A 22,338-nucleotide genomic window follows, 5' to 3' on the forward strand; every position below is an offset into this window, starting at 1 on the left:
CAGGTCGGCAGGGCTGATGGCATCCGCCGACGGGGCGCGCAGGACCCCATGGCACCCTGAACGGGTGAGCACTCCGCAGTCCCGCAACCCCGTCGGCAGCCATGTCCCGGTGTCCGGCGGCCTTGCCTCCGTAGGCCTGTCGTACGCGCGTGATCTGGGCGCCGAGACCGTCCAGGTCTTCGTCGCCAACCCGCGCGGCTGGGCGACACCACCGGGGAATCCGCGGCAGGACGAGGAGTTCCGCGCGGCCTGCGCCGCGGGGTCGATCCCCGCGTACGTCCACGCGCCCTACCTGATCAACCTCGGCTCGCACACCGAGGCGACCTTGGAGCGGTCCGTGGAGTCGCTGCGGCACTCACTGCGGCGGGGGCGCGCGATCGGGGCACGGGGAGTCGTCGTACACACCGGTTCGGCGACCGGCGGTCGGACACGTGCGGTCGCGCTGAAGCAGGTACGCGAGCATCTGCTTCCGCTGCTCGACGAGTTGACCCACGACGACGACCCGGACCTGCTGATCGAGTCGACCGCGGGCCAGGGCGCTTCCCTGTGCTCCCGGACCTGGGACTTCGGGCCGTACTTCGAGGCACTCGACGCCCACCCTAAGCTCGGCGTCTGCCTCGACACCTGCCACATCTTCGCGGCGGGCCACGACCTCACCGGCCCCACCGGAACGCACCAGACCCTCGACCTGCTGGTGGACACGATCGGCGAGGGCCGCCTGAAACTGATCCACGCCAACGACTCCCAGGACATCGCAGGCGCCCACAAGGACCGCCACGCCAACATCGGCGCCGGCCACATAGGCGAGGACCCCTTCCGCGCCCTGATGACCCACCCCGCCACCGCCGACGTACCTCTGATCATCGAGACGCCCGGCGGCAAGGAGGGCCACGCGGCAGACGTGGAGCGACTCAAGAAACTCCGGGACGGCTGAGTCTCAGAGCCAGGAGACTCAGAGCTCGGGGCCGTCCCCCGGCTCCTCCTGGTACGAGTAGCGCTGTTCGCGCCAGGGGTCGCCGATGTTGTGGTAGCCGCGTTCCTCCCAGAAGCCGCGGCGGTCGGCGGTCATGTACTCGATGCCGCGGACCCACTTGGGGCCCTTCCAGGCGTACAGGTGGGGCACCACCAGGCGCAGGGGGAAGCCGTGTTCCGCGGTGAGGAGTTCGCCGTCCTTGTGAGTGGCGAAGATCGTGCGCTCGGAGGTGAAGTCGGTGAGGCGGAGATTCGAGCTGAAGCCGTACTCCGCCCAGACCATCACATGCGTGACGCTGGGCGCGGGCGGGGCGATCTCCAGGAGTGTACGAGCCGGGACGCCGCCCCATTCGGCGCCGAGCATGCTGAACTTCGTCACGCAATGCAGATCGGCCACGACCGTGGTATACGGCAGGGCCGAGAACTCCTCATGATTCCAGCAATGTTTCTCGCCATCGGCAGTAGCTCCGAAAACCCTGAACTCCCAGCGCTCGGGCCGGAACTTGGGGACGGGCCCGTAATGCGTGACCGGCCAGCCGCGCTGCAGTCGTTGCCCCGGCGGAAGGTCCGACTGCGCTGCTTCTCCAGATTCACGCTCCACCGGCTGACCCATGTCTCCATCCTGACAGACCAAAGACGGTGCAGATGACCAGGCCTGTCCCGATTCGGGCATCTACTACTAAGCCTGCACTTACTGGACGGCCCCAGGTACCGGTGGAATCATGCGGCGCATCCCGCCAGTCCCCCGCGTGGAAGGAGCCTCTGCAATGCAGGGCGACCCCGAGGTCATCGAATTCCTCAACGAGCAGTTGACCGCCGAGCTGACCGCGATCAACCAGTACTTCCTGCACGCGAAGATGCAGGAGAACTTCGGCTGGACAAAGCTCGCGAAGTACACCCGGGCCGAGTCGTTCGACGAGATGAAGCACGCGGAGGTGCTCACCGACCGGATCCTCTTCCTGGAGGGCCTGCCGAACTACCAGCGGCTCTTCCACGTCCGGGTCGGGCAGACGGTCACCGAGATGTTCAAGGCGGACCGGCAGGTCGAGGTCGAGGCGATCGACCGCCTCAGGCGCGGCATCGAGGTGATGCGGAACAAGGGCGACATCACGTCCGCGAACATCTTCGAGTCGATCCTCGCGGACGAGGAACACCACATCGACTACCTGGACACCCAGCTGGAACTGGTGGAGAAACTCGGCGAGGCGCTCTACATCGCCCAGCTCATCGAGCAGCCGGACAGCTGAGCGGCCGCACACCTACGCGGCTTCACGCCTAAGCGGCTTCGTCCAGCTCTGCCAGCTCGGCGAGCGCGGACGGCGCCTGGTCGGCCACCTCGGTACGGCACGCGCCGCGGCCCAGCAGTGCCTGAATCCGCCGTACGCACGAACCGCAGTCGGTGCCCGCCTTGCAGGCCGAGGCGATCTGGCGTGGCGTGCACGCACCCGCTTCCGCGTGCTTCCTCACCTGCGCCTCGGTGACCCCGAAGCAGTTACAGACGTACACGCGGTTCACCACCCGACGGGACAGAAAGCGGGACAGACAGGTCGCCATCCCGATTGATCGGTGAGGCAAACCTAACCTTACCCGTCCGGTGCGCGTCCTAAAAGTGTGATGGGGCGCGGATCGTATGTGATCCGCGCCCCATCGCATGCCCTGTGCACCAACCGATCCGCTACTGGTCGCGGTACATCTCCGCCACCAGGAACGCCAGGTCCAGGGACTGGCTGCGGTTCAGGCGCGGGTCGCAGGCCGTCTCGTAACGCTGGTGCAGATCGTCGACGAAGATCTCGTCGCCGCCGCCCACGCACTCGGTGACATCGTCACCGGTGAGTTCCACGTGGATGCCGCCCGGGTGCGTACCCAGCTCCTTGTGGACCTCGAAGAAGCCCTTGACCTCGTCCAGCACGTCGTCGAAGCGTCGGGTCTTGTGACCGGAGGCCGCCTCGTAGGTGTTGCCGTGCATCGGGTCGGTGATCCAGGCGACGGTCGCACCGGAGGCGGTGACCTTCTCGACCAGCTCGGGCAGCTTGTCCCGGACCTTGTCGGCGCCCATGCGGACGATGAAGGTCAGCCGGCCCGGCTCGCGCTCCGGGTCGAGGCGCTCGATGTACTGCAGCGCGTCCTCGGCCGTCGTCGTCGGGCCCAGCTTGATCCCGAGCGGGTTGCGGATCTTCGAGGCGAACTCGATGTGCGCACCGTCCAGCTGACGGGTGCGCTCACCGATCCACACCATGTGCCCGGAGACGTCGTACAGATGCCCCGTGCGTGAATCGACCCTGGTCAGCGCCGACTCGTAGTCGAGCAGCAGCGCCTCGTGCGAGGAGTAGAACTCGACGGTCTTGAACTCCTCCGGGTCGGTCCCGCAGGCGTGCATGAAGTTCAGCGCCTGATCGATCTCGCGCGCCAGCTGCTCGTAGCGCTGCCCGGACGGGGACGACTTCACGAAGTCCTGGTTCCAGGCGTGCACCTGGCGCAGGTCGGCGTAGCCGCCGGTGGTGAAAGCGCGGACCAGGTTCAGCGTGGAGGCGGAGGCGTGGTACATCCGCTTCAGGCGCTCGGGGTCCGGGATGCGGGCGGCCTCGGTGAACTCGAAGCCGTTGACCGAGTCGCCGCGGTAGGTCGGCAGGGTCACGCCGTCGCGGGTCTCGGTCGGCTTGGAGCGCGGCTTGGAGTACTGGCCGGCGATGCGGCCCACCTTCACGACCGGCACAGAGGCCGCGTACGTGAGGACGGCGCCCATCTGAAGCAACGTCTTCAACTTGTTGCGGATGTGGTCGGCCGACACCGCGTCGAAGGCCTCGGCGCAGTCGCCGCCCTGAAGCAGGAAGGCCTCGCCCCTGGCAACAGCTCCCATCCGGGCGCGCAGCTGGTCGCACTCGCCCGCGAAGACGAGGGGCGGATAGCTCGCCAGCTCGGCGATCACTTCGCGCAGGGCCTCGGCATCGGGGTAGTCGGGCTGCTGCGCCGCGGGCAGGTCTCGCCAGGTCGCCTTGGTGGCGACGGCTTGGGTATCAGCGTTCACGGTCACCTCGCCAACATTACGGGGTCGTGTCGAGCGATTTTCGTCCGGTTCGGCTGGTGAGACAAAACCGTCGATGGAGCGTCCGAGCGGCGTGCGCCCCGCGACCGGGCCCCGGCACGGGATCCGTATGGGATAAGGTGCCGCACATGTTCGCGCACTCGACCAAGACCCAGAACCAGAACTGGTGGTGGACCGCTCACCCGGCGGCCCACTGACTGCGCGTACGCAGGACTTCGCGAAGGCCGCCCGAGGGGCGGCCTTCAGTGTTTCCACGACCAGGGCCGTTCCTCCCGATCACGACATCGATCACCGGCATCGATCGCCGGCGATCACGAGGGAAGAGGAACCCATGCACCTGGCCCGGCTCCTGCACGACGACCGCCCGTTCGCACTGCTGCGGCGCCGTACCCCCGGAATCGACCACGACACCGTAGAAGTCATGCTCGGCCCGGTCGCCACGTACGACCGGCTCGCCGACATCCCCGACGAGGGCCTGGCCCTCATCCCGTTCCGCCAGATCCGCGAGCGCGGCTTCGACGTCCGCGACGACGGTACGCCGCTCGCGGTGCTGACCCCCGAGGAGGCGTACGAACTCCCCCTGGACCAGGCCCTGTCGCAGCTGCCCGCACACGATGTGAAGGTGACGGGCGGTGGCTTCGACGTGGGCGACGAGGAGTACGCGGAGATCGTCGGGCGCGTGCTGCGGGAGGAGATCGGGCAGGGCGAGGGCGCGAACTTCGTCATCCGGCGTACGTACGAGGGGCAGATCCCCGGCTTCGGCAGGGTCGACGCGCTCGCGCTGTTCCGGCGGCTGCTGGAGGGTGAGCGGGGTGCGTACTGGACGTTCGTCGTGCACACCGGGAAGCGGACGCTTGTCGGGGCCAGCCCGGAGGTGCACGTCCGCATGTCAGGTGGAAGGGGCGCGCCCGAAGGGCTCTCGGTTGAGGGCGGTGGTGGGAGACGGGCGGGCGGGACCGTCGTGATGAACCCGATCAGCGGGACGTATCGCTATCCGGCCGATGGGCCGACCCCCGAGGATCTCCTGGACTTCCTCGCCGACGGCAAGGAGATCGAGGAGCTGTCGATGGTCGTCGACGAGGAGCTCAAGATGATGTGCACGGTCGGCGACATGGGCGGGGTCGTCATCGGGCCACGGCTGAAGGAGATGGCTCACCTCGCTCACACGGAGTACGAGTTGCGGGGCCGGTCGTCGCTCGATGTGCGCGACGTCCTGCGCGAGACCATGTTCGCGGCGACCGTCACCGGGTCGCCGGTACAGAACGCCTGCCGGGTGATCGAGCGGCACGAGGTGGGTGGCCGCGCGTACTACGCCGGAGCGTTGGCGCTCGTCGGCCGTGATTCCGGCGGCGCCCAGACCCTCGACTCCCCCATCCTGATCCGTACCGCGGACATCGACTCGGTCGGCCGGCTGCGGGTGCCGGTCGGCGCCACGCTCGTACGCGGCTCCGATCCGGCGAGCGAGGTGGCCGAGACGCATGCGAAGGCGGCGGGGGTGCTGGCCGCGCTGGGGGTACGTCCCGGAAGGCGGCCGGACGAGCGCGTACGGCCGGGGCTGGCCGAGGACCCGCGGGTGCGGGCCGCGCTCGACGGGCGGCGGTCCTCGCTGGCGCCGTTCTGGCTGCGGATGCAGGAGCGTTCGGCTGACTTGGACGGCCATGCGCTGGTCGTCGACGGGGAGGACACCTTCACGGCGATGCTCGCGCACCTGCTGCGTTCGTCGGGTCTCGAGGTGTCCGTGCGGCGGTACGACGAGCCGGGCCTGCGGGAGGCGGTGCTGGCGCACGAGGGGCCGCTGGTCCTGGGCCCCGGTCCGGGCGACCCCTCGGACACCGCCGACCCCAAGATGGCGTTCCTGCGCGGGCTCACCGCCGAGGTGATCGGCGGTCACCGGCACGGCGTGCTCGGTGTCTGTCTCGGGCATGAGCTGATCGCGGCGGAGCTGGGTCTGGAGATCGTACGGAAGGAAGTCCCCTACCAGGGCGCACAGACGGAGATCGACCTCTTCGGGCGGACGGAGACCGTCGGCTTCTACAACAGCTTCGTGGCGCACTGCGACGACGAGCGTGCGGCGGAGCTGGCGGCGCACGGTGTCGAGGTGAGCCGGAGTGACACCGGGGAGGTGCACGGGCTGCGCGCGAGAGGGTTCGCCGGGGTGCAGTTCCACCCGGAGTCGGTGCTGTCGCTCAACGGCACCACTGTCGTACGGGAGTTGATCAGTCAGCTGCGGGGCGCCGGCACGGTCTCCGAACGGCGCCCCGCCGTTTAGGTCGTTTACGTGCGGTTACGCGGCCTCAGCCGAAGAACACACCGACCTCCTCGTACAGCTTCGGGTCCACCGTCTTCAGCTTGGCCGTGGCCTGAGCGATCGGGACGCGAACGATGTCGGTGCCGCGCAGGGCGACCATCTTGCCGAAGTCGCCCTCGCGGACCGCGTCGATGGCGTGCAGGCCGAAGCGGGTGGCGAGCCAGCGGTCGAAGGCGCTGGGGGTGCCGCCGCGCTGGACATGGCCGAGGACCGTCGTGCGGGCCTCCTTGCCGGTGCGCCTTTCGATCTCCTTGGAGAGCCATTCGCCGACGCCGGAGAGCCGGACATGCCCGAACGCGTCCAGCGAACCGTCCTTGAGCACCATGTCGCCGTCCTTGGGCTTCGCACCCTCGGAGACGACGACGATCGGGGCGTACGAGGCCTTGAAGCGGGAGGTGACCCAGGCGCAGACCTGGTCGACGTCGAAGGGCTGCTCGGGGATGAGGATGACGTTTGCTCCGCCGGCCAGTCCGGAGTGGATGGCGATCCAGCCCGCGTGCCGGCCCATGACCTCGACGACGAGGACGCGCATATGCGACTCGGCGGTGGTGTGGAGGCGGTCGATGGCCTCCGTGGCGATATTGACGGCCGTGTCGAAGCCGAAGGTGTAGTCGGTGGCCGAGAGGTCGTTGTCGATGGTCTTGGGTACGCCGACGCAGGGGACGCCGTAGTCGTCGGAGAGGGTGGCGGCGACGCCCAGGGTGTCCTCTCCGCCGATCGCGATCAGCGCGTCGACCTCCTCCTTTTCGAGGTTCTCCTTGATCCGGCGAATGCCGTTGTCCACCTTGAGGGGGTTGGTGCGCGAGGAGCCGAGGATGGTGCCGCCACGGGGCAGGATGCCGCGTACGGCGGGGATGTCGAGCTGGATGGTGTCGCCTTCCAGCGGACCGCGCCAGCCGTCCCGGAAGCCGGTGAAGTCGTAGCCGTACTCCTGCACGCCCTTGCGGACGATGCCACGGATGACGGCGTTGAGCCCGGGGCAGTCGCCGCCTCCGGTCAGTACTCCGACCCGCATTGGAAATGTCCCTTCGCCGCGGTTGCCTGATGAAGGTCACGCTAATAGTGATCCAGGTCACTTAGGCATGGTGCGAACGGTCAATTCCGGTGAATTGTGGGGAGCTTGATCACCGGGATTCACTCGAAGGTGGGTCGCTGACTATTGGGTTGACTCGGTTTCCGGCGGATGCGGGCTACTCGTCGTCGAGGCCGCGCTCTATCGCGTAGCGGACGAGTTCCACGCGGTTGTGGAGCTGGAGCTTGCCCAGGGTGTTCTGGACGTGGTTCTGGACGGTGCGGTGGGAGATGACGAGGCGTTCGGCGATCTGCTTGTAGCTCAGGCCCTTGGCCACCAGGCGCAGGACCTCGGTCTCGCGGTCGGTGAGCTGCGGGGCCTTGGGCCCGTCGGCGCCCGGGGCGGGGGCGGGCTCGGAGGCGAGTCTGCGGTACTCGCCGAGGACCAGGCCCGCGAGGCCGGGCGTGAAGACGGGGTCGCCCACGGCCGTGCGGCGCACCGCGTCGATCAGCTCCTCCGTGGAGGCCGACTTCAGGAGGTAGCCGGTGGCTCCGGACTTGACCGCCTCCAGGACGTCGGCGTGTTCGCCGCTCGCGGAGAGGACCAGGACGCGCAGGGCCGGGTTGGCTCCGACCAGCTCCTTGCAGACCTGGACGCCCGGTTTGGCGGGAAGGTTCAGGTCGAGTACGAGCACGTCGGGGGCTGTGGCGTGGGCACGGCGTACCGCCTGGTCGCCGTCGCCTGCCGTGGCGATCACGTCGAGGCCGGCCTCGGCCAGGTCGCGGGCGACGGCGTCCCGCCACATGGGGTGGTCGTCGACGACCATGACCTTGATCGGGTCCTGTTGCTCACTCATCGCCGCTCCAGCTTCGCCGTGGCTTTTGCTTTTCCCCAGCCCCGCCCCTTCTCGAATCCGGGGGATGCTTCGCCCCCAGACCCCCTAGTGGGTCGTATCTCGGCTGCCGGGCCGTTGTGTGGGTGGTCGCGCAGTTCCCCGCGCCCCTCCGGGGCGCCTTCATCGCCGAGTCGCCTTTCTCGGCACCCTCAGCTCTACCTCCGTGCCCTGGCCCGCGATCGAGATCACCTCTGCCGTGCCGCCCAGGTCGCGTAGGCGGCCTCGGATGGAGAGGGCCACGCCCATGCGGCCTTCGCCCTCTGCCTGGGCCAGGCGGCCCTCGGGGATGCCGGGGCCGTCGTCTCGGACGGTGACGATCACCGCGTCCGGTTCGTCCTCGACGAGGATCCAGGCTCGGGCGTTCTCGCCTGCGTGGCGGTGGACGTTGTCCAGGGCGGCGCCTACGGCGGCCGCCAGTTCCTTCGCCGCGGAGGGGGCCAGGAGGACGGGGGCGCCGGGCTCGGAGAAGGTGACCTTCGCGGTGGCGTACTGGGTGAGCAGCGCGCGGAGGTCGCGGGGGTCGTCCTCGCCGGACCCGTCGCTCTCGTCGGGTTCTTCCACCGCGCGTACCAGGGCTCCCTGCGTCGCGTCCTCCGAGACTCGGGACGCCGGCAGGCCGCCCGAGACCAGCGTGCGCAGCGCCACCTCCTGCTCGCCCGCCATACGGCCGAGCTCCGCCGCCTCGCCACCGAGCGTGGAGCCGCGGCGTTGCACCATCGCGAGGACCTGGAGGACGCTGTCGTGGATGTCGCGGGCCAGCCGCTCACGCTCCCGCGTCGTGGCCTCGATCTCCAGGGCCCGCGCGAGGGTGCGCTCGGAGGCGCGGGCGACCTCGACGACGTATCCGATGGCGATGGAGGCGACCCAGACGAGCAGCACGTTGTGGAGCGTGTCCTGGCTGAGCGTTCCACGCTGGATGACGTTCGCGATGCCGACGAGCGTCGACGCGAAGGCCGCCCAGCGCCAGCCGCCCTTGACCGCGAACGCCAGGACGGAGCCCGCGGTCCATATCGACGGCAGCGTCGGCCCGCCGGCCACGATCCGGTCATGGGAGTCCGCGACCGGCGTGAGCAGGATGCCGGTGAGCGCGACGGTCAGGTCGGCGGCCAGAAACGGCTTGGTGCAGCTCGCCTCGCCGGCCACCTTGGGCAGCGTCACCAGCGTCCACACGAGGAGCACGGAGAGGAAGGCGACGGCCACCTCCGGTCGGGGGAACTCGTCGTACGCGGTGACGAAGAGCCCGATCGCGTAGCACATCGTCAGTACGCGGTAGGCCGAGAGCGCGCGCCACAGCGGCTGCTCGACCGACATCCTCATGACTCTCTCGCGCTTGGCCATGTCCCCCGCCCCCACCTTTGACGATCACCCCACCCCAGACGGACGCTCCTAGGGGCCGGATCGTTCCTTCCCGGCCGCCTTCTCCGCTTCCCGTTCGGCCGCTTGCCGTTCGGCCGCCTTCTCGGCTTCCTTACGTGCCTGCTCGGCCTGCTTCTGCGCCTGTTTCTCCGCCTTCGCAGCCTCCACGAGCTGCCGTTTGGCGGCGGTCGCGTAGATGTCGACGTACTCCTGGCCGGAGAGCTTCATGATTTCGTACATGACCTCGTCGGTCAGGGCACGCAGCACGAACCGGTCGTGTTCCATGCCCTGGTACCGGCTGAAGTCCAGCGGCTTCCCGATGCGGATCCCCGGGCGCATCAGCTTCGGGACGACCTTGCCGGGCGGCTGGATCTTCTCCGTGTCGATCATGGCGACCGGGATGACCGGCGCCCCGCTGGCGAGCGCCACGCGCGCGAGGCCGCCGGGCTTGCCCCGGTAGAGGCGGCCGTCGGGCGAGCGCGTGCCCTCGGGATAGATGCCGAAGAGCTCGCCGCGCTCGAGAACGTCGAGGCCGCTCTTGATGGCCGCCTCGCCCGCGCCACGGGCTCCGGAACGGTCCACCGGGAGCTGGCCGACGCCCTTGAAGAACGCGGCTGTCATACGGCCCTTGATGCCGGGCGTCGTGAAGTACTCGGCCTTCGCGATGAAGGTCACCTTGCGATCGAGGACCGCGGGCAGGAAGAAGGAGTCGGAGAACGACAGGTGATTGCTCGCCAGGATCGCGGGCCCCTCGGCGGGAACGTGCTCGAGGCCTTCCACCCAGGGCCTGAAAGCGAGCTTCAGGGGCCCTCCGATGGAAAACTTCATGGCGCCGTAGATCACCCGAATGCCTCCTGTGTCCGTGGATCAGACCCTAACCCGGAGCACCGTCAAAGGACCCGACGGCCCTGGTCGGTGTCAGTGCCGTCGCGTACGGTGAAGTACACCTCGAAGTCCTGGGGTGATCGTCTTGTCGCCCCTGTGGGATGAACGCCCCTTTTGGACGCCCCTTTTTGTATGTCCCTTTGTACGCCCCTTCAGACGAACAGGAGACCGAAGGTGCCGGTCCTTCCTGGAGCCGAGCCGTACCGCCACGAGGGCGGCGAGGTCGGTGTCCTCCTCTGCCATGGCTTCACGGGTTCCCCGCAATCGCTGCGCCCCTGGGCGGAGTACCTCGCCGAGCGCGGTCTGACCGTCTCGCTGCCCCTGCTGCCCGGCCATGGCACACGCTGGGAGGACATGCAGCTCACCGGCTGGCAGGACTGGTACGCGGAGGTGGACCGTGAGCTGCGCGCCCTGCGTGAGCGCTGCTCCCGGGTCTTCGTCTGCGGCCTCTCCATGGGCGGCGCGCTGGCCCTGCGGCTGGCCGCGAAGCACGGGGACGCGGTGAGCGGCATCGTCGTCGTCAACCCGGCTAACAAGGTGCATGGGCTGTCCGCGTACGCCCTTCCACTGGCCCGCCACGTGGTCCGTACGACGAAGGGAATCGCCAGCGACATCGCCAAGGAGGGCAGCGTCGAGATCGGCTACGACAAGGTCCCGCTGCACGCGGCGCATTCGCTGCGGAACTTCTTCCGGCTGGTCGACGGCGAGCTTCCGCAGGTCACGCAGCCTCTGCTGCTCCTGCACAGCGTGCAGGACCATGTGGTGCCGCCGGCCGACTCGGCGCGTGTGCTGAGCCGGGTGTCGTCGACGGACGTACAGGAGATCGTGCTGGAACAGAGCTACCACGTCGCGACGTTGGACCACGACGCGGACCGTATTTTCGAGGAGAGCTTCGCCTTCGTCGAGCGGCTGGCGCCCGAAGCCGGCAAGGAGACCGACGCGGTTCGGATGGACCAGACAGGTCAGGCAGGTCAGGTGGGTCAGCAGGAAGGGACGGCCACTGGTGGCTGAGCACGACGCGGACCGCGAGCCCGAGGAGAAGGACGCGCCGCCCGGCGAGGAGCAGGGCCCGTCGTTCGACGAGGCCGCGGCCTGGGCTGCGATCGTCGCCGGATACGGCGAGGAACCGCCGGACCCGCCCGGCGCCAAGCCCTTCAAGTCGGTTGAGGACCTGGCCCTCCTGGAGTCGGAGACGAACGGCGCGAACGACGCCGACTCCGAGCGGCCCGGGGACACCAAGGAGAAGCCCAAGGGCTCCGAGGGCGATACGGCGGCCGACAAGAAGGCCGACGCCAAGGCCGACGACAAGGGGGACGACAGGAAGGTGGGCGACAAGCCCGCCGCCGAGAAGCCGCTCGGCAGCTCCGTCGCCTTCCCACCCGGCGTCGGCGGCCCGCGCGACTACAAGGCGCCGGAGCCCTCCGAGGAGGATTTCGACGCGGACGACGAGGGCCACTTCGTACCGCCCGAGCCGCCCCCGCTGCCCGCAGCGGACACCACGGCCAAGTTCGCCTGGCTCGCCGTGCTCGGCGGCCCGCTTCTGCTGCTGCTCGCCGTTCTGCTCGGCTGGCACATGACCTGGTGGCTGGCCACGCTCGGCATCGGCGGCTTCGTGGGCGGCTTCGGCACGCTGGTGCTGCGGATGCGTCCGGACGACGAGGACGACGAGGATCCGGGGCGCGGCGCGGTGGTGTGACCCGCAGCCCCGCACTCCTAGACGGCGGGAACCCTGAGGGCGGCCAGTACGGGCAGATGGTCCGTGGCCGCCCTCAAGTCTGTTTCCGTGATGCCCGGCAGCCCCAAGGGCACGCCGCAGCCCAGGACTTCGATGCCCTCGGTGGCGAAGAGGGCGTCGATCCGCTGATGCGGCTCGACGGGCGTGGAGGTGTACTCGCCGCCCCAGGGAGCGACCGCCCAGCAGTCCTGGAGCTCGGTGGCGAGACGCTTGAACGTACGGCCGCCCGGGCGTTCGTTCAGGTCGCCGCCCCCGATCGCGTACGGCGTCCCCGACGCGGCCAGGCGGTCGAGCAGCATGCCGCCCTGCTCGTACCGCTCGTCCTTCTGCAGCGAGAGGTGGCAGCTCAGCACGCCCAGCCGGGCGCGCCCGAACCGTACGACCGCGGTGGCGAAGCCCCGCCGGTGAAGGCCGGGTGTGAGCGGCAGGAGTACGTCCTCGGTGTGCTCCACCGTTGCTCGGAGCGAGGAGAGGAGGGCGGGGCCGGAAGCGGTGGCCCCGCCGGAGAGGATCACCTGGCCCGACGCGGCGGCCAGGCGGGCCAGCTTTTTGCGCCAGCGGAAGAAGCGGGGGGCTTCTTGTACGAGTACGAGGTCAGGGGCGCAGGCGCGGATGACTCGGGCCAGCGCCTCGGTGTCGTCGCGCATGGAGCGGATGTTGTAGCTCAGCACCCGGATGACTGCCGAACCGTCCGGCTCGGTACGGGAGGTTGGGAGCGGCGTTGCCATGCGGTCAATTTACGTAGGGACCGCGGGTCGGGGGCGCTTAATAGCTCGGGGCGCGAGGTTGTGTGTGCGACTGACGGTCAGGTGTGGCTTGTCGCGCCCACCCGGCGGAGCCGCATATCGACACAATCCCGCGCCCCTTACGGGGCGGGCCCCGCGCGCTACATGATCGGGTCCGGCTCCCTCGCCAGGTCCGCCGCGCCCACCAAACCCGCCTTGTTGCCGAGCTCTGCGGCGATTACGTCGGCCACGGGGCGCCAGTTTCCGCCTACGAGCCAGCGCTTGTACGACTTGCGGATGGGGTCGAGGACCAGCTCGCCCTCGTCCGAGAGGCCGCCGCCCACGATGAAGGCCGAGGGGTCGAAGAGGGAGGCGAGGTCCGCCAGGCCTGCGCCTGCCCAGCGGGCCAGTTCGCGGTAGGAGTCCACGGCTACCGGGTCGCCTTGCCTTGCCGCCATCGAGATGTGCTTGCCCTCGATTCCCTCGGGGGTTCCGTCGCCCAGCGCGAGGAGGATCTCCGCGTTCTCGGGGGTGGCGTTGGCCCGCTGCTTCGCGTACCGGACGAGGGCGCGGCCGGAGGCGTACTGCTCCCAGCAGCCCTGGCTGCCGCAGCCGCAGAGGATGCCGTCGGGGACCATCCGGATGTGGCCGAACTCGGCGGCGACGCCGAAGTGGCCGCGGCGGAGCTTGTTGCCGATGATGATGCCGCCGCCCAGACCGGTGCCGAGTGTGATGCAGATGACGTTGCGATGGCCCTTGCCCGCGCCGAACTTGTACTCGCCCCAGGCCGCCGCGTTCGCGTCGTTCTCCACGACGACCGGCAGCTTGACGCGTGCCTCGACCTTCTCCTTCAGCGGCTCCTGGCGCCAGTCGATGTTCGGCGCGAAATAGACCGTGGAACGCTGCCGGTTGACGTACCCTGCGGCGCCGATGCCCACGCCGACGATCTCGTGTCCGGCACGGGCGCCCTCGACGGCGGAGGCGATGGCGTCCACGATGGCCTCGGGCGTGCCCGGAGTCGGCACCTTGTGGGTCGAGAGGATGTTGCCTTCCTCGTCGACCACGCCGGCCGCGATCTTCGTGCCGCCGATGTCGACGCCGATGGTGAGTCCCATGAATCCCTCAGTTTCGGTCGAGCCCCGCTACGGCCAACCGTACCCGAGGGCCTTCAGTCCAGGTCGATGTGTTCCCCGGGACCGGAGTCCTCGTCGGGCCGGTTCGGGGGCCGGTCCTGGGTCCAGCGGCGCTCCTGCGACTCGACGGCGGAGCGGTACGCGGCGAGCAACTCGTTACCGGCCGCGGCCAGGTGGTCGAAGAGGTCGGGGTTGCGCTCGATCACCGGCTCGACGGCGGCCTTTGCCTGCTGCACGACCTGGTTCACCATCTGCTGGGCCGCACCGCCGGCCACGGCACCGAGCAGCGGCGACTGCAGTCCGGACAGCCGGTCGGTGACGGCGTCGAAGAACTTGCGCAGCTCCTCGCCGGCCGAGCCCGGAGGCGAACCGTACTGGGCGCGACGGCGGGCCTTCTCCGCGGCCAGGTCCTCCGCGCACGCCGTCGCCCAGGCGTCGGCGTCGGTCGCTCGCACCTCGTTGCCGTGCGGCTTTTCGAGCGCGTCCTCCGCGGATTCGGACGTGGGGCGCTCATCGCTCATGGCGGACTCCAAGCATTGGCTCTGTGTCTCTCGACGTTACCCGAACCGGGATGTGCCGTTCACCGTCTCCGGCGCCACAGAATCCCGGACGGGCACGTACGCGGCAAACTCAGCCAACGTACCGGGGTCACAGTCACGTTCCCTGCGGCCACAGCTCCGGGTCCGGTGCGAAACGGATGCGCAGCTCGCCGTCGCGCAGGGCCGCACCGTGCACGGTGCAGCGGCGCAGGGCCGACGGGAGCGGGACGATGCGGTGGAACGGGCCGACTGTGACGACGAGTTCGTCGCCGCGCCGGATGAGCTCGAGGTCGTCCCGTACCGCACCGGGCAGCGGGATGTGCCAGACGATCACGCCGTCGGCGGCGAGGCTGTCGGTCATCGTCCACTCGACCGGGCGCGGGGCCTGGCCCGCGCCGGGCACGGTCAGCGCCGTGAGGTCGTCGGTGCCGCGCGGATCGTGGCCGAGGTGCGGCACCTCACACACCTCGTACGTGCCCCGCCACTCGTCCAGCGCCTTGCGCTGCTGGGCTCCGAGGGCGGCCAGCCAGGTATCGGGGGACGCGTCGGGCAGGACGCGGTTCGCGATCAGTGCGTCGGGGCGCAGTCCGCGCAGGGCGAGGCCGGTGGTGGCGGTGCGTACGGCGTCGGTGCCGGCCGGGCCGGGCTCGGCGACCAGGCGTACGGTCGTCGCCCGGTCCGCCAACACCGCCTCCACGGCGGCGAGTTCGATGTCCCAGCGGGCGGCCGTGTCGTACAGCCGGTCCGTGGGCATCGGGACGCCGGCGAGGCGGCCGAGTACGGGGCGCAGGGCCCGCGCCGCCTGACGCTCCGCGGGGAGCAGGCGGCTGAGGTAGCGGCGCAGTTGCTCCGGGAGCGCGAGGAGGGCGAGTGCGTGCGGGGTGGGCGGCATGTCGACGATCAACAGGTCGTACGTGTCTGCCGTCGCCGCGTCGCGCAGGGCGCGCAGGAGGGCGAGTTCCTCGGCGCCGGGGAGCGGGGTGAGTTCCTCCGCTTCCAGGCGGGTGGCGCCCAGCAGGTCCAGGGCGGAGGCGGCCCGTTCCTGGAAGGCGAGGAGGTCGTCGCGGAAGTCCTCGCCTGCGTCGGGGCGCCAGGTAGCCAGGGACGGCTCCGCGTCCGCGGGGGTTGCGCCGGTGGGTTTGCCCAGAGCGGCGCCGGGGGTGTCTGTGCGGTCTGCGCTCAGGAGCAGGGTTCTTGTGCCCTGGCGGGCGGCTTTCAGTGCCGTGGCTGCGGCGACCGTTGTGCGGCCGGAACCGCCGGGGCCGGTGATCAGGACTGTGCGCATGCGCTCCGCTCGGGGGTGCTTGGTGTGCGGCCTCGCTTATGGCGGCACCCGGTACTCGTGAACTGTGCCCACCCGTTCCGCCGCTGCGGAACGATTGCCCACAGCCGGCCTACTTGCCCGTCTCCACCCTCTTCTTCAGGCCCGCCAGTGCCCTGTCGATGATGACCTTTTCCGCCTTGCGCTTGATCATGCCGAGCATGGGGATCTTGACATCCACCGTCAGTTTGTACGTCACCTCGGTGGCGCCCGAGCCGGCCGGCTTCAGGATGTACGAGCCGTCGAGGGACCTCAGCATCTGGGACTTGACCAGGGTCCAGGAGACCTCGTGGGGACCGGTCCAGGTGTAGGCCAGGACCTGGTCGTCCTTGATGGCGCCGGCGTCCATGACGAGGCGTACCTGCTCGGCGCGGCCCTGCTCGTCGCTGGCGAGCACCTCCGCCTCCTTCACCTCGCCGGTCCAGTCCGGGTAGCGCGCGAAGTCGGCGATCACCCCCATGACGTCGGCCGGTGCCGCCTCGATCGTGATACTCGAGCTGGTGTGCTCCGCCATCGCTGTGGCTCCTCCAGTTGCGGTCCGGACAAGAGGGGTGTTTCTCGGTGCCTTTTAGGTGCTTACCTGCGTATGCAGCGTGAAGGCTACCGCGTGACAGCAGGCCACCCGTCGCCGGGAGCCCTCACCACTCCAGAACCCACGGCTTCCCCGATCCCGCGAAGTGCCCGACGTTGACGCACTCGGTCGCCCCGAGCCGCATCCGCCGCACCAGCGGCTGGTGGACGTGCCCGAAGAGGGAGTACCGCGGCCGGGTCCGCCGGATCGCGTCCAGCAGCGCCCGGCTGCCCCGTTCGAAGCGCCGCGCCACCGTGTCGTAGACGAGCTCGGGGACCTCCGGCGGGATGTGCGTGCACAGGACGTCGACCTCGCCGAGGGCCTCGATCTTGGCCGCGTACTCCTCGTCGCTGATCTCGTACGGCGTCCGCATCGGCGAGCGAAGGCCGCCGCCGACGAAGCCGAAGGTCCAGCCGCCGATCTCGACACGCTGGCCGTCGAGCACGGTGGTGCCGGGTCCGGCGTATTCGGGCCACAGGGCCGGCATGTCGACATTGCCGTACGTGGCATACGTCGGCGTGGGGAACGCGGCGAACAACTCGGCGTACTGCTTGCGTACGGCCTTCTCGATGGCCGAGCCGCGGTCGACGCCCGCCCAGAGCCGGTTTCCGAACTCCCGCGCCTCCTCGTAGCGGCGGGCGGTGCGCAACTCGACGATGCGGTCCGCGTTCTCGGCGCCGAACAGGTCGGGGAAGATGCCGCGCGAGTGGTCGGCGTAGTCGAGGAAGAGCACGAGGTCCCCGAGACAGATCAGGGCGTCCGCGCCGGTGCCGGCTCTTGCCAGGTCACGGGCGTTTCCATGGACGTCGCTGACGACGTGGATCCGCGTTCTGGGGGTACCGCCTCGTGTGCCTGCCATGGCGATCAAGCGTAAGCGTGTGGAGCAAACGTGTGTAGACGTGGTTGGACCTGCGGTGACTTCGTGGGTCGGCCGCAGACTGGACTACGCTCGTCGGAGAACGTCCGAACGCGTGACGCCGTTGTGACGGAGGGAACATCTCCCCGGACCCCCCTGTCGTAGAGGTGGTACTGGCGGGTAACGTCCGGGCAGTCCAGTGTGCTCAGGGTTTCAACAACTGATTCCCCGAGCACCCGCCCGAGCCTTGGACCGCTCCGTCGCAACACACGAGGTCGTGGCGTCGGTGCCCTATGAGGAGCAGCAGTCTTGCGCGAGTTCAGCCTTCCGGCTTTGTACGAGGTCCCTGCGGACGGCAATCTGACCGACATCGTCCGCAGAAACGCCGCGCAGCATCCGGATGTCGCGGTCATCGCCCGCAAGGTGGGCGGCAGTTGGACGGATGTCACCGCGACCGTGTTCCTCGCCGAGGTGCAGGCCGCCGCCAAGGGCCTGATCGCGTCGGGGGTGCAGCCCGGCGACCGGGTCGGCCTCATGTCCCGTACCCGCTACGAGTGGACACTGCTGGACTTCGCGATCTGGAGCGCGGGCGCGGTCACCGTGCCGGTGTACGAGACGAGTTCGCCGGAGCAGGTGCAGTGGATCCTCGGTGACTCGGGCGCGACCGCCTGCATCGTGGAGCTGGACACCCACGCCGCGTCCGTCGAGTCGGTGCGCGACCGGCTGCCCGAGCTGAAGCACGTCTGGCAGATCGAGGCGGGCGGCGTCGAGGAGTTGGGCCGCGCGGGCAAGGCCGTCACCGACGAGACGGTCGAGGAGCGCAGTTCGCGCGCCAAGGCGGACGACCCTGCGACGATTGTCTACACCTCCGGAACCACCGGCCGCCCCAAGGGCTGTGTGCTCACCCACCGCAGTTTCTTCGCGGAGTGCGGCAACATCGTGGAGCGGCTGCGGCCCCTGTTCCGTACGGGCGAGTGCTCGGTCCTCCTCTTCCTGCCTCTCGCCCATGTCTTCGGGCGGCTCGTGCAGGTCGCGCCGATGATGGCGCCGATCAAGCTGGGCACCGTCCCGGACATCAAGAACCTCACGGACGAACTGGCCTCGTTCCGGCCGACGTTGATCCTCGGTGTGCCGCGGGTCTTCGAGAAGGTCTACAACTCGGCGCGGGCCAAGGCGCAGGCGGACGGCAAGGGCAAGATCTTCGACAAGGCGGCGGACACGGCGATCGCGTACAGCAAGGCCCTGGACACCCCGTCGGGCCCGTCGCTCGGTCTGAAGATCAAGCACAGGACGTTCGACAAGCTCGTCTACAGCAAGCTGCGCGCGGTACTCGGCGGCAAGGGCGAGTACGCGATCTCCGGCGGCGCCCCGCTGGGCGAACGGCTCGGACACTTCTTCCGCGGCATCGGCTTCACGGTCCTGGAGGGGTACGGACTGACCGAGTCCTGCGCGGCCACGGCCTTCAACCCGTGGGACCGGCAGAAGATCGGTACGGTCGGTCAGCCGCTGCCCGGCTCCGTGATCCGCATCGCGGACGACGGTGAGGTGCTGTTGCACGGCGAGCACCTGTTCAAGGAGTACTGGAACAACCCGGGCGCGAGTGAAGAGGCGCTGACCGACGGCTGGTTCCACACCGGTGACATAGGCACGCTCGACGAGGACGGGTACCTGAGGATCACCGGCCGCAAGAAGGAGATCATCGTCACCGCGGGCGGCAAGAACGTCGCTCCGGCCGTGATCGAGGACCGTATCCGTGCGCATGCGCTGGTCGCGGAGTGCATGGTGGTGGGCGACGGGCGGCCGTTCGTGGGCGCGCTGATCACCCTGGACGAGGAGTTCCTGGGCCGCTGGGCCGACGAGCACGGCAAGCCGGCGGGTTCCACCGCGGCGTCACTTCACGAGGACGCGGACCTGCTGGCCACCATCCAGTCGGCGGTCGACGACGGCAACGCCGCGGTGTCGAAGGCGGAATCGGTGCGGAAGTTCCGCATTCTGTCCTCCCAGTTCACGGAGGATTCGGGCCACCTGACGCCGTCCCTGAAGCTCAAGCGGAACGTGGTGGCGAAGGACTACGCGGACGAGATCGAGGCGATCTACCGGAAGTAGCACCCGGCGTCCGGGCTCATGGCGCGGTGTCCTCGGCGAGGACCCGCGCCATGGTCCGTTCGGCGAGCGCGGTGATCGTCACGAACGGGTTCACTCCGATCGACCCGGGCACGAGCGAGCCGTCGGTGACGTACAGCTTCGAGTACCCCTTCACCCGGCCGTAGTTGTCGGTCGCCCTGCCCAGCACGCAGCCGCCGAGCGGGTGGTACGTGAAATCGTCGGCGAAGACCTTGTTGGACGAGCCGAACAGGTCGTACCGGTAGATCGTCGAGTTCGCGGAGTTGATCCGGTCGAACAGCTTCTTGGCCATGGAGACGGAGACCGCGCTCTGGGCGGCCGTCCAGCCCAGCCTCACCCCGCCTGTGCCGCTGTCGTACGAGAACGACGCCCGCTGCGGGTTCTTGGTGATCGCCAGATAGAGGCTGACCCAGTGCTCGAGGCCCGTGGGCAGCGGGGCGATCTCGGCGAAGACAGGGTTGGCGGTGTTGGCCCAGTCGTCGATGCCCATGACGGGCATGGTGGACTGGTTGGCCCCGACGGTGTCCCACAGATGGTTGGCCCGCCCGAGCATCACGTTCCCGTTGGTCCCCCAGCCGCTGCCGACGCTCGCGTCCAGGGCGGGAAGCGTCCCTGTCTCCCGCGCGCGGACGAGGAGTTCGGTGGTGCCGAGGCTGCCACCGCCGAGGAAGAGGTACGTGCAGTTGTACTGCTTGGTCTCGACGACCGTGCCGGTGGCGTCGATGCGGTCGGCGGTCAGCACGTACGTGCCGTCGGCGGCCCGGTCGATCTGGCGCACCTTCTCCAGCGTGTGGATGGTCACGTTCCCCGTCCCCAGCGCCGATGCCAGATACGTCTTGTCCAGGCTGCGCTTGCCGTGGTTGTTGCCGTAGATCACCTCCTGGCCGAGCGCCGACCTGGTCGCCGTACCGGCCGCCTCGCGCTGCATGTAGCCGAAGTCGTAGACGTTCGGCACGAACCTGGTCCGCAGGCCGGTGTTCTGAGCGTGTTTGCGGGACACACGCGTGAACTGGTACCACTCGGTCGACTCGAACCAGGCGGGGTCGACGTTGTTGACGCCGAGCACGGACCGGGCGCGCGGGAAGTACGTGCCGTACATCTCGTTCACGTCCACGGTGGGGAACTGCTCGGCGAAGTACGACTGGAGCGGGGTGACCGCCATGCCGCCGTTGACGAGCGAACCGCCCCCGACGCCCCGGCCTACGAACACGGACATGTTGGCGAAGCGCACGCGGTCCAGGACCCCGGGGTACCGACTGATGTCCCTGTTGACGACGTCCAGCCACAGGAAGGTGGCGAGCGGCGCCTCGGTGCGCGTGCGGAACCACATGGAACGCTGGTCGGGGACGGCCGTGGAGCAGAAGACCTTGCCGTCGGAGCCCGGCGTGTTCCACAGCCGGCCCATCTCGAGGACGATCGTGCGGATGCCTGCCTGACCGAGGCGGAGGGCGGCGACGGCACCGCCGTAGCCCGAGCCGATCACGATGGCGGGAGCGTGGTCGACGGCGGCCGGTTCGGCGGCCGACGCCGACTGCAGTCCGATGCGGGTGAGACCGGAGGCCGCGGCGGTCTGGAGGGCCACCATCCCTAAGATCTGACGTCTTGTCAGCTGATGCTGCATCAGTTTTACTGTCATGTGCGCAGCATGTGCGGATTTTCCCGTTCCGCCTAGGGCTCTCGCTACAGCAACGTCCTCAATTTCTCCGCCAGCAGATCCCAGCGCCATGTCTCCTCGACCCACTGCCGCCCTCGCTCCCCCATCCGGCGACGGAGTTCCGCGTCGCCGAGGAGCGTCACGATGCGCTCGGCTGCCGCCTCGGGGGAGCCGCCCCGGACGACCCAGCCCGTTTCGCCGTCCAGCACCGCGTCCGGCGCGCCGCCGGAGTCGCCGGCGACGACCGGCAGGCCCGTCGCGGAGGCCTCCAGGTAGACGATGCCCAGGCCCTCCACGTCGAGCCCGCCCCGGCGGGTCCGGCAGGGCATGGCGAAGACGTCGCCCGCGCCGTAGTGGGCAGGGAGTTCGGACCAGGGCACGGCGCCGGTGAAGTGCACGGAGTCGGCGACCCCGGTCTCGTACGCGAGCTTGCGCAGCTCCCTCTCGTACGGTCCGCCGCCGACGATCAGCAGGACCGCCTCGGGCTCGCTCGCGAGGATGCGCGGCATTGCGAGGATGAGCGTGTCCTGACCCTTGCGCGGGACGAGCCGCGAGACGCAGACGACGACCGGGCGGTCGGTGAGGCCGAGGCGTGCCCGTACGGCGTCTCCGCCCGAACCCGGGTGGAAGGTCTTCTCGTCGACACCGGGCGGCAGTTGGACCATACGGCCCGCCGCCTCGGGCGTCAGCGCGGTGGCGATCCGTGAACGGGTGTACTCGCCGAGGTAGGTGATCGTGTCCGTGGACTTGCCGATACGGCGCAGGAGTTGGCGCGAGGCGGGCAGCTGGGCCCAGCCCGCCTCGTGGCCGTGCGTGGTGGCCACGAGACGCTCGGCACCGGCCTTGCGGAGTGCGGGCGCCATCAGGCCGAGCGGAGCCGCCGCGCCGAACCAAACCGACGTGCAGCCGTGTCCCCGCAGCAGCCCTGCGGCCCGCCGGGTGACGGCCGGTGTCGGCAGCAGCATCGTCGTGCGGTCGCGTACGACGGTGAAGGGCTGCTCGGCGTCGAAGGCAGCGGTTGCCTCGATGCCGTCGCGCCCGCGTTTCCACGTGGACGCGTAGACGACGAGCTGGTCGGAGTCCAGGCGCAGGGCCATGTTGTGCAGGAAGGCCTGGATGCCGCCGGGTCTGGGCGGGAAGTCGTTGGTCACGATGAGGGTCTTGTGCATCTTGCCTCCGGCGGTCGAGCAGGGTGCCTACGGGGGTGGG

General features: G+C 69.3%; 22 protein-coding genes. 7 read left to right on the plus strand and 15 right to left on the minus strand.

The window, feature by feature from the left end; genetic code table 11:
- The first annotated feature begins 16 nt into the window (after window positions 1-16).
- Complete coding sequence (locus ACFYO0_RS21235; RefSeq protein ID WP_388678081.1) at window positions 17-934, plus strand: deoxyribonuclease IV; 918 nt, start codon at window positions 17-19, stop codon at window positions 932-934.
- A gap of 18 nt (window positions 935-952) precedes the next feature.
- Here the strand turns inward: ACFYO0_RS21235 and ACFYO0_RS21240 are convergent, their stop codons facing one another.
- Window positions 953-1,585, minus strand: a complete 633-nt coding sequence (locus ACFYO0_RS21240; RefSeq protein ID WP_388678084.1) for a sulfite oxidase-like oxidoreductase — start codon at window positions 1,583-1,585, stop codon at window positions 953-955.
- A 154-nt stretch (window positions 1,586-1,739) separates the two neighbouring features.
- On the opposite strand from ACFYO0_RS21240, the gene bfr reads away from it, so the two are divergent.
- The gene (bfr, locus tag ACFYO0_RS21245) at window positions 1,740-2,219 is read left to right on the plus strand and encodes a bacterioferritin (protein WP_033327421.1); all 480 of its coding nucleotides are present in this window, start codon (window positions 1,740-1,742) and stop codon (window positions 2,217-2,219) included.
- 28 nt (window positions 2,220-2,247) lie between these two features.
- Here bfr and ACFYO0_RS21250 read toward each other — a convergent pair whose 3' ends face one another.
- Both ACFYO0_RS21250 and ACFYO0_RS21255 read right to left on the minus strand, forming a co-directional pair.
- Complete coding sequence (locus tag ACFYO0_RS21250; RefSeq protein ID WP_388678087.1) at window positions 2,248-2,487, minus strand: bacterioferritin-associated ferredoxin; 240 nt, start codon at window positions 2,485-2,487, stop codon at window positions 2,248-2,250.
- A gap of 160 nt (window positions 2,488-2,647) precedes the next feature.
- The gene (locus ACFYO0_RS21255; protein WP_386345967.1) at window positions 2,648-4,003 is read right to left on the minus strand and encodes a class II 3-deoxy-7-phosphoheptulonate synthase; all 1,356 of its coding nucleotides are present in this window, start codon (window positions 4,001-4,003) and stop codon (window positions 2,648-2,650) included.
- Between the two features lie 140 nt (window positions 4,004-4,143).
- Here ACFYO0_RS21255 and ACFYO0_RS21260 point away from each other — a divergent pair, with 140 nt between their 5' ends.
- The gene (locus ACFYO0_RS21260) at window positions 4,144-4,212 is read left to right on the plus strand and encodes a trp operon leader peptide (RefSeq protein WP_386346433.1); all 69 of its coding nucleotides are present in this window, start codon (window positions 4,144-4,146) and stop codon (window positions 4,210-4,212) included.
- A 134-nt stretch (window positions 4,213-4,346) separates the two neighbouring features.
- The gene (locus ACFYO0_RS21265; protein WP_388678090.1) at window positions 4,347-6,284 is read left to right on the plus strand and encodes an anthranilate synthase family protein; all 1,938 of its coding nucleotides are present in this window, start codon (window positions 4,347-4,349) and stop codon (window positions 6,282-6,284) included.
- A 25-nt stretch (window positions 6,285-6,309) separates the two neighbouring features.
- On the opposite strand, the gene ACFYO0_RS21270 is transcribed toward ACFYO0_RS21265, so the two are convergent.
- From ACFYO0_RS21270 to ACFYO0_RS21285, 4 genes are all read right to left on the minus strand, one after another.
- Window positions 6,310-7,338 carry a 6-phosphofructokinase gene (locus ACFYO0_RS21270; protein ID WP_388678092.1) on the minus strand — a complete coding sequence of 343 codons (1,029 nt, stop codon included), beginning with the start codon at window positions 7,336-7,338 and terminating at the stop codon, window positions 6,310-6,312.
- A gap of 175 nt (window positions 7,339-7,513) precedes the next feature.
- Window positions 7,514-8,191: a response regulator gene (locus ACFYO0_RS21275; RefSeq protein WP_386345973.1), complete on the minus strand. Its 678-nt coding sequence runs from the start codon at window positions 8,189-8,191 to the stop codon at window positions 7,514-7,516.
- Window positions 8,192-8,350: 159 nt separating this feature from the next.
- Window positions 8,351-9,568, minus strand: coding sequence for a MacS family sensor histidine kinase (macS, locus tag ACFYO0_RS21280; RefSeq protein ID WP_388678096.1), 1,218 nt, complete (start codon window positions 9,566-9,568; stop codon window positions 8,351-8,353).
- 48 nt (window positions 9,569-9,616) lie between these two features.
- Window positions 9,617-10,414 carry a lysophospholipid acyltransferase family protein gene (locus tag ACFYO0_RS21285; RefSeq protein ID WP_388678098.1) on the minus strand — a complete coding sequence of 266 codons (798 nt, stop codon included), beginning with the start codon at window positions 10,412-10,414 and terminating at the stop codon, window positions 9,617-9,619.
- Between the two features lie 231 nt (window positions 10,415-10,645).
- Between ACFYO0_RS21285 and ACFYO0_RS21290 the strand changes: the two genes are divergently transcribed.
- The gene (locus ACFYO0_RS21290) at window positions 10,646-11,482 is read left to right on the plus strand and encodes an alpha/beta hydrolase (RefSeq protein ID WP_388678101.1); all 837 of its coding nucleotides are present in this window, start codon (window positions 10,646-10,648) and stop codon (window positions 11,480-11,482) included.
- Window positions 11,475-12,167 (plus strand): hypothetical protein, encoded by a 693-nt coding sequence (locus tag ACFYO0_RS21295; protein WP_388678103.1) that lies wholly within the window; start codon window positions 11,475-11,477, stop codon window positions 12,165-12,167. Before ACFYO0_RS21290 ends, ACFYO0_RS21295 begins: the two co-directional genes overlap by 8 nt.
- Before the next feature lie 17 nt (window positions 12,168-12,184).
- Here the strand turns inward: ACFYO0_RS21295 and ACFYO0_RS21300 are convergent, their stop codons facing one another.
- The 6 genes from ACFYO0_RS21300 to ACFYO0_RS21325 all read right to left on the minus strand — a co-directional run bounded on the left by ACFYO0_RS21300 (window position 12,185) and on the right by ACFYO0_RS21325 (window position 17,354).
- The gene (locus ACFYO0_RS21300; protein WP_388678106.1) at window positions 12,185-12,934 is read right to left on the minus strand and encodes an endonuclease/exonuclease/phosphatase family protein; all 750 of its coding nucleotides are present in this window, start codon (window positions 12,932-12,934) and stop codon (window positions 12,185-12,187) included.
- A 158-nt stretch (window positions 12,935-13,092) separates the two neighbouring features.
- The gene (locus ACFYO0_RS21305) at window positions 13,093-14,046 is read right to left on the minus strand and encodes an ROK family glucokinase (RefSeq protein ID WP_388678109.1); all 954 of its coding nucleotides are present in this window, start codon (window positions 14,044-14,046) and stop codon (window positions 13,093-13,095) included.
- A 53-nt stretch (window positions 14,047-14,099) separates the two neighbouring features.
- Window positions 14,100-14,585: a DUF5304 domain-containing protein gene (locus tag ACFYO0_RS21310; protein WP_388678113.1), complete on the minus strand. Its 486-nt coding sequence runs from the start codon at window positions 14,583-14,585 to the stop codon at window positions 14,100-14,102.
- Between the two features lie 133 nt (window positions 14,586-14,718).
- Window positions 14,719-15,888, minus strand: coding sequence for an ArsA family ATPase (locus tag ACFYO0_RS21315; RefSeq protein WP_388678116.1), 1,170 nt, complete (start codon window positions 15,886-15,888; stop codon window positions 14,719-14,721).
- 109 nt (window positions 15,889-15,997) lie between these two features.
- Window positions 15,998-16,438 (minus strand): SRPBCC family protein, encoded by a 441-nt coding sequence (locus ACFYO0_RS21320; protein WP_386345985.1) that lies wholly within the window; start codon window positions 16,436-16,438, stop codon window positions 15,998-16,000.
- Window positions 16,439-16,562: 124 nt separating this feature from the next.
- Window positions 16,563-17,354, minus strand: a complete 792-nt coding sequence (locus ACFYO0_RS21325; protein ID WP_388678118.1) for a metallophosphoesterase — start codon at window positions 17,352-17,354, stop codon at window positions 16,563-16,565.
- Between the two features lie 306 nt (window positions 17,355-17,660).
- Between ACFYO0_RS21325 and ACFYO0_RS21330 the strand changes: the two genes are divergently transcribed.
- On the plus strand, window positions 17,661-19,457 hold the full coding sequence (locus tag ACFYO0_RS21330; protein WP_388678121.1) for an AMP-dependent synthetase/ligase: 1,797 nt from the start codon (window positions 17,661-17,663) through the stop codon (window positions 19,455-19,457).
- A gap of 16 nt (window positions 19,458-19,473) precedes the next feature.
- On the opposite strand, the gene ACFYO0_RS21335 is transcribed toward ACFYO0_RS21330, so the two are convergent.
- Both ACFYO0_RS21335 and ACFYO0_RS21340 read right to left on the minus strand, forming a co-directional pair.
- Complete coding sequence (locus tag ACFYO0_RS21335; protein ID WP_388678123.1) at window positions 19,474-21,060, minus strand: GMC oxidoreductase; 1,587 nt, start codon at window positions 21,058-21,060, stop codon at window positions 19,474-19,476.
- Between the two features lie 95 nt (window positions 21,061-21,155).
- On the minus strand, window positions 21,156-22,298 hold the full coding sequence (locus tag ACFYO0_RS21340; RefSeq protein WP_388678125.1) for a glycosyltransferase family 4 protein: 1,143 nt from the start codon (window positions 22,296-22,298) through the stop codon (window positions 21,156-21,158).
- Window positions 22,299-22,338: the final 40 nt, after the last annotated feature.

Origin of the sequence: Streptomyces sp. NPDC006365 (genome assembly GCF_042870755.1) — a bacterium.
In the GTDB taxonomy this organism is placed as follows: domain Bacteria; phylum Actinomycetota; class Actinomycetes; order Streptomycetales; family Streptomycetaceae; genus Streptomyces; species Streptomyces xiangluensis.

Coding starts and splice junctions, on each gene's coding strand:
- ACFYO0_RS21325 (WP_388678118.1), bottom strand. CDS start 17,354: ATGGCAGGCACACGAGGCGGTACCCCCAGAACGCGGATCCACGTCGTC.
- bfr (WP_033327421.1), top strand. CDS start 1,740: ATGCAGGGCGACCCCGAGGTCATCGAATTCCTCAACGAGCAGTTGACC.
- ACFYO0_RS21265 (WP_388678090.1), top strand. CDS start 4,347: ATGCACCTGGCCCGGCTCCTGCACGACGACCGCCCGTTCGCACTGCTG.
- ACFYO0_RS21270 (WP_388678092.1), bottom strand. CDS start 7,338: ATGCGGGTCGGAGTACTGACCGGAGGCGGCGACTGCCCCGGGCTCAAC.
- ACFYO0_RS21335 (WP_388678123.1), bottom strand. CDS start 21,060: ATGGTGGCCCTCCAGACCGCCGCGGCCTCCGGTCTCACCCGCATCGGA.
- ACFYO0_RS21240 (WP_388678084.1), bottom strand. CDS start 1,585: ATGGGTCAGCCGGTGGAGCGTGAATCTGGAGAAGCAGCGCAGTCGGAC.
- ACFYO0_RS21285 (WP_388678098.1), bottom strand. CDS start 10,414: ATGAAGTTTTCCATCGGAGGGCCCCTGAAGCTCGCTTTCAGGCCCTGG.
- ACFYO0_RS21235 (WP_388678081.1), top strand. CDS start 17: ATGGCATCCGCCGACGGGGCGCGCAGGACCCCATGGCACCCTGAACGG.
- ACFYO0_RS21310 (WP_388678113.1), bottom strand. CDS start 14,585: ATGAGCGATGAGCGCCCCACGTCCGAATCCGCGGAGGACGCGCTCGAA.
- ACFYO0_RS21300 (WP_388678106.1), bottom strand. CDS start 12,934: ATGGCAACGCCGCTCCCAACCTCCCGTACCGAGCCGGACGGTTCGGCA.
- ACFYO0_RS21305 (WP_388678109.1), bottom strand. CDS start 14,046: ATGGGACTCACCATCGGCGTCGACATCGGCGGCACGAAGATCGCGGCC.
- ACFYO0_RS21275 (WP_386345973.1), bottom strand. CDS start 8,191: ATGAGTGAGCAACAGGACCCGATCAAGGTCATGGTCGTCGACGACCAC.
- ACFYO0_RS21320 (WP_386345985.1), bottom strand. CDS start 16,438: ATGGCGGAGCACACCAGCTCGAGTATCACGATCGAGGCGGCACCGGCC.
- macS (WP_388678096.1), bottom strand. CDS start 9,568: ATGGCCAAGCGCGAGAGAGTCATGAGGATGTCGGTCGAGCAGCCGCTG.
- ACFYO0_RS21340 (WP_388678125.1), bottom strand. CDS start 22,298: ATGCACAAGACCCTCATCGTGACCAACGACTTCCCGCCCAGACCCGGC.
- ACFYO0_RS21315 (WP_388678116.1), bottom strand. CDS start 15,888: ATGCGCACAGTCCTGATCACCGGCCCCGGCGGTTCCGGCCGCACAACG.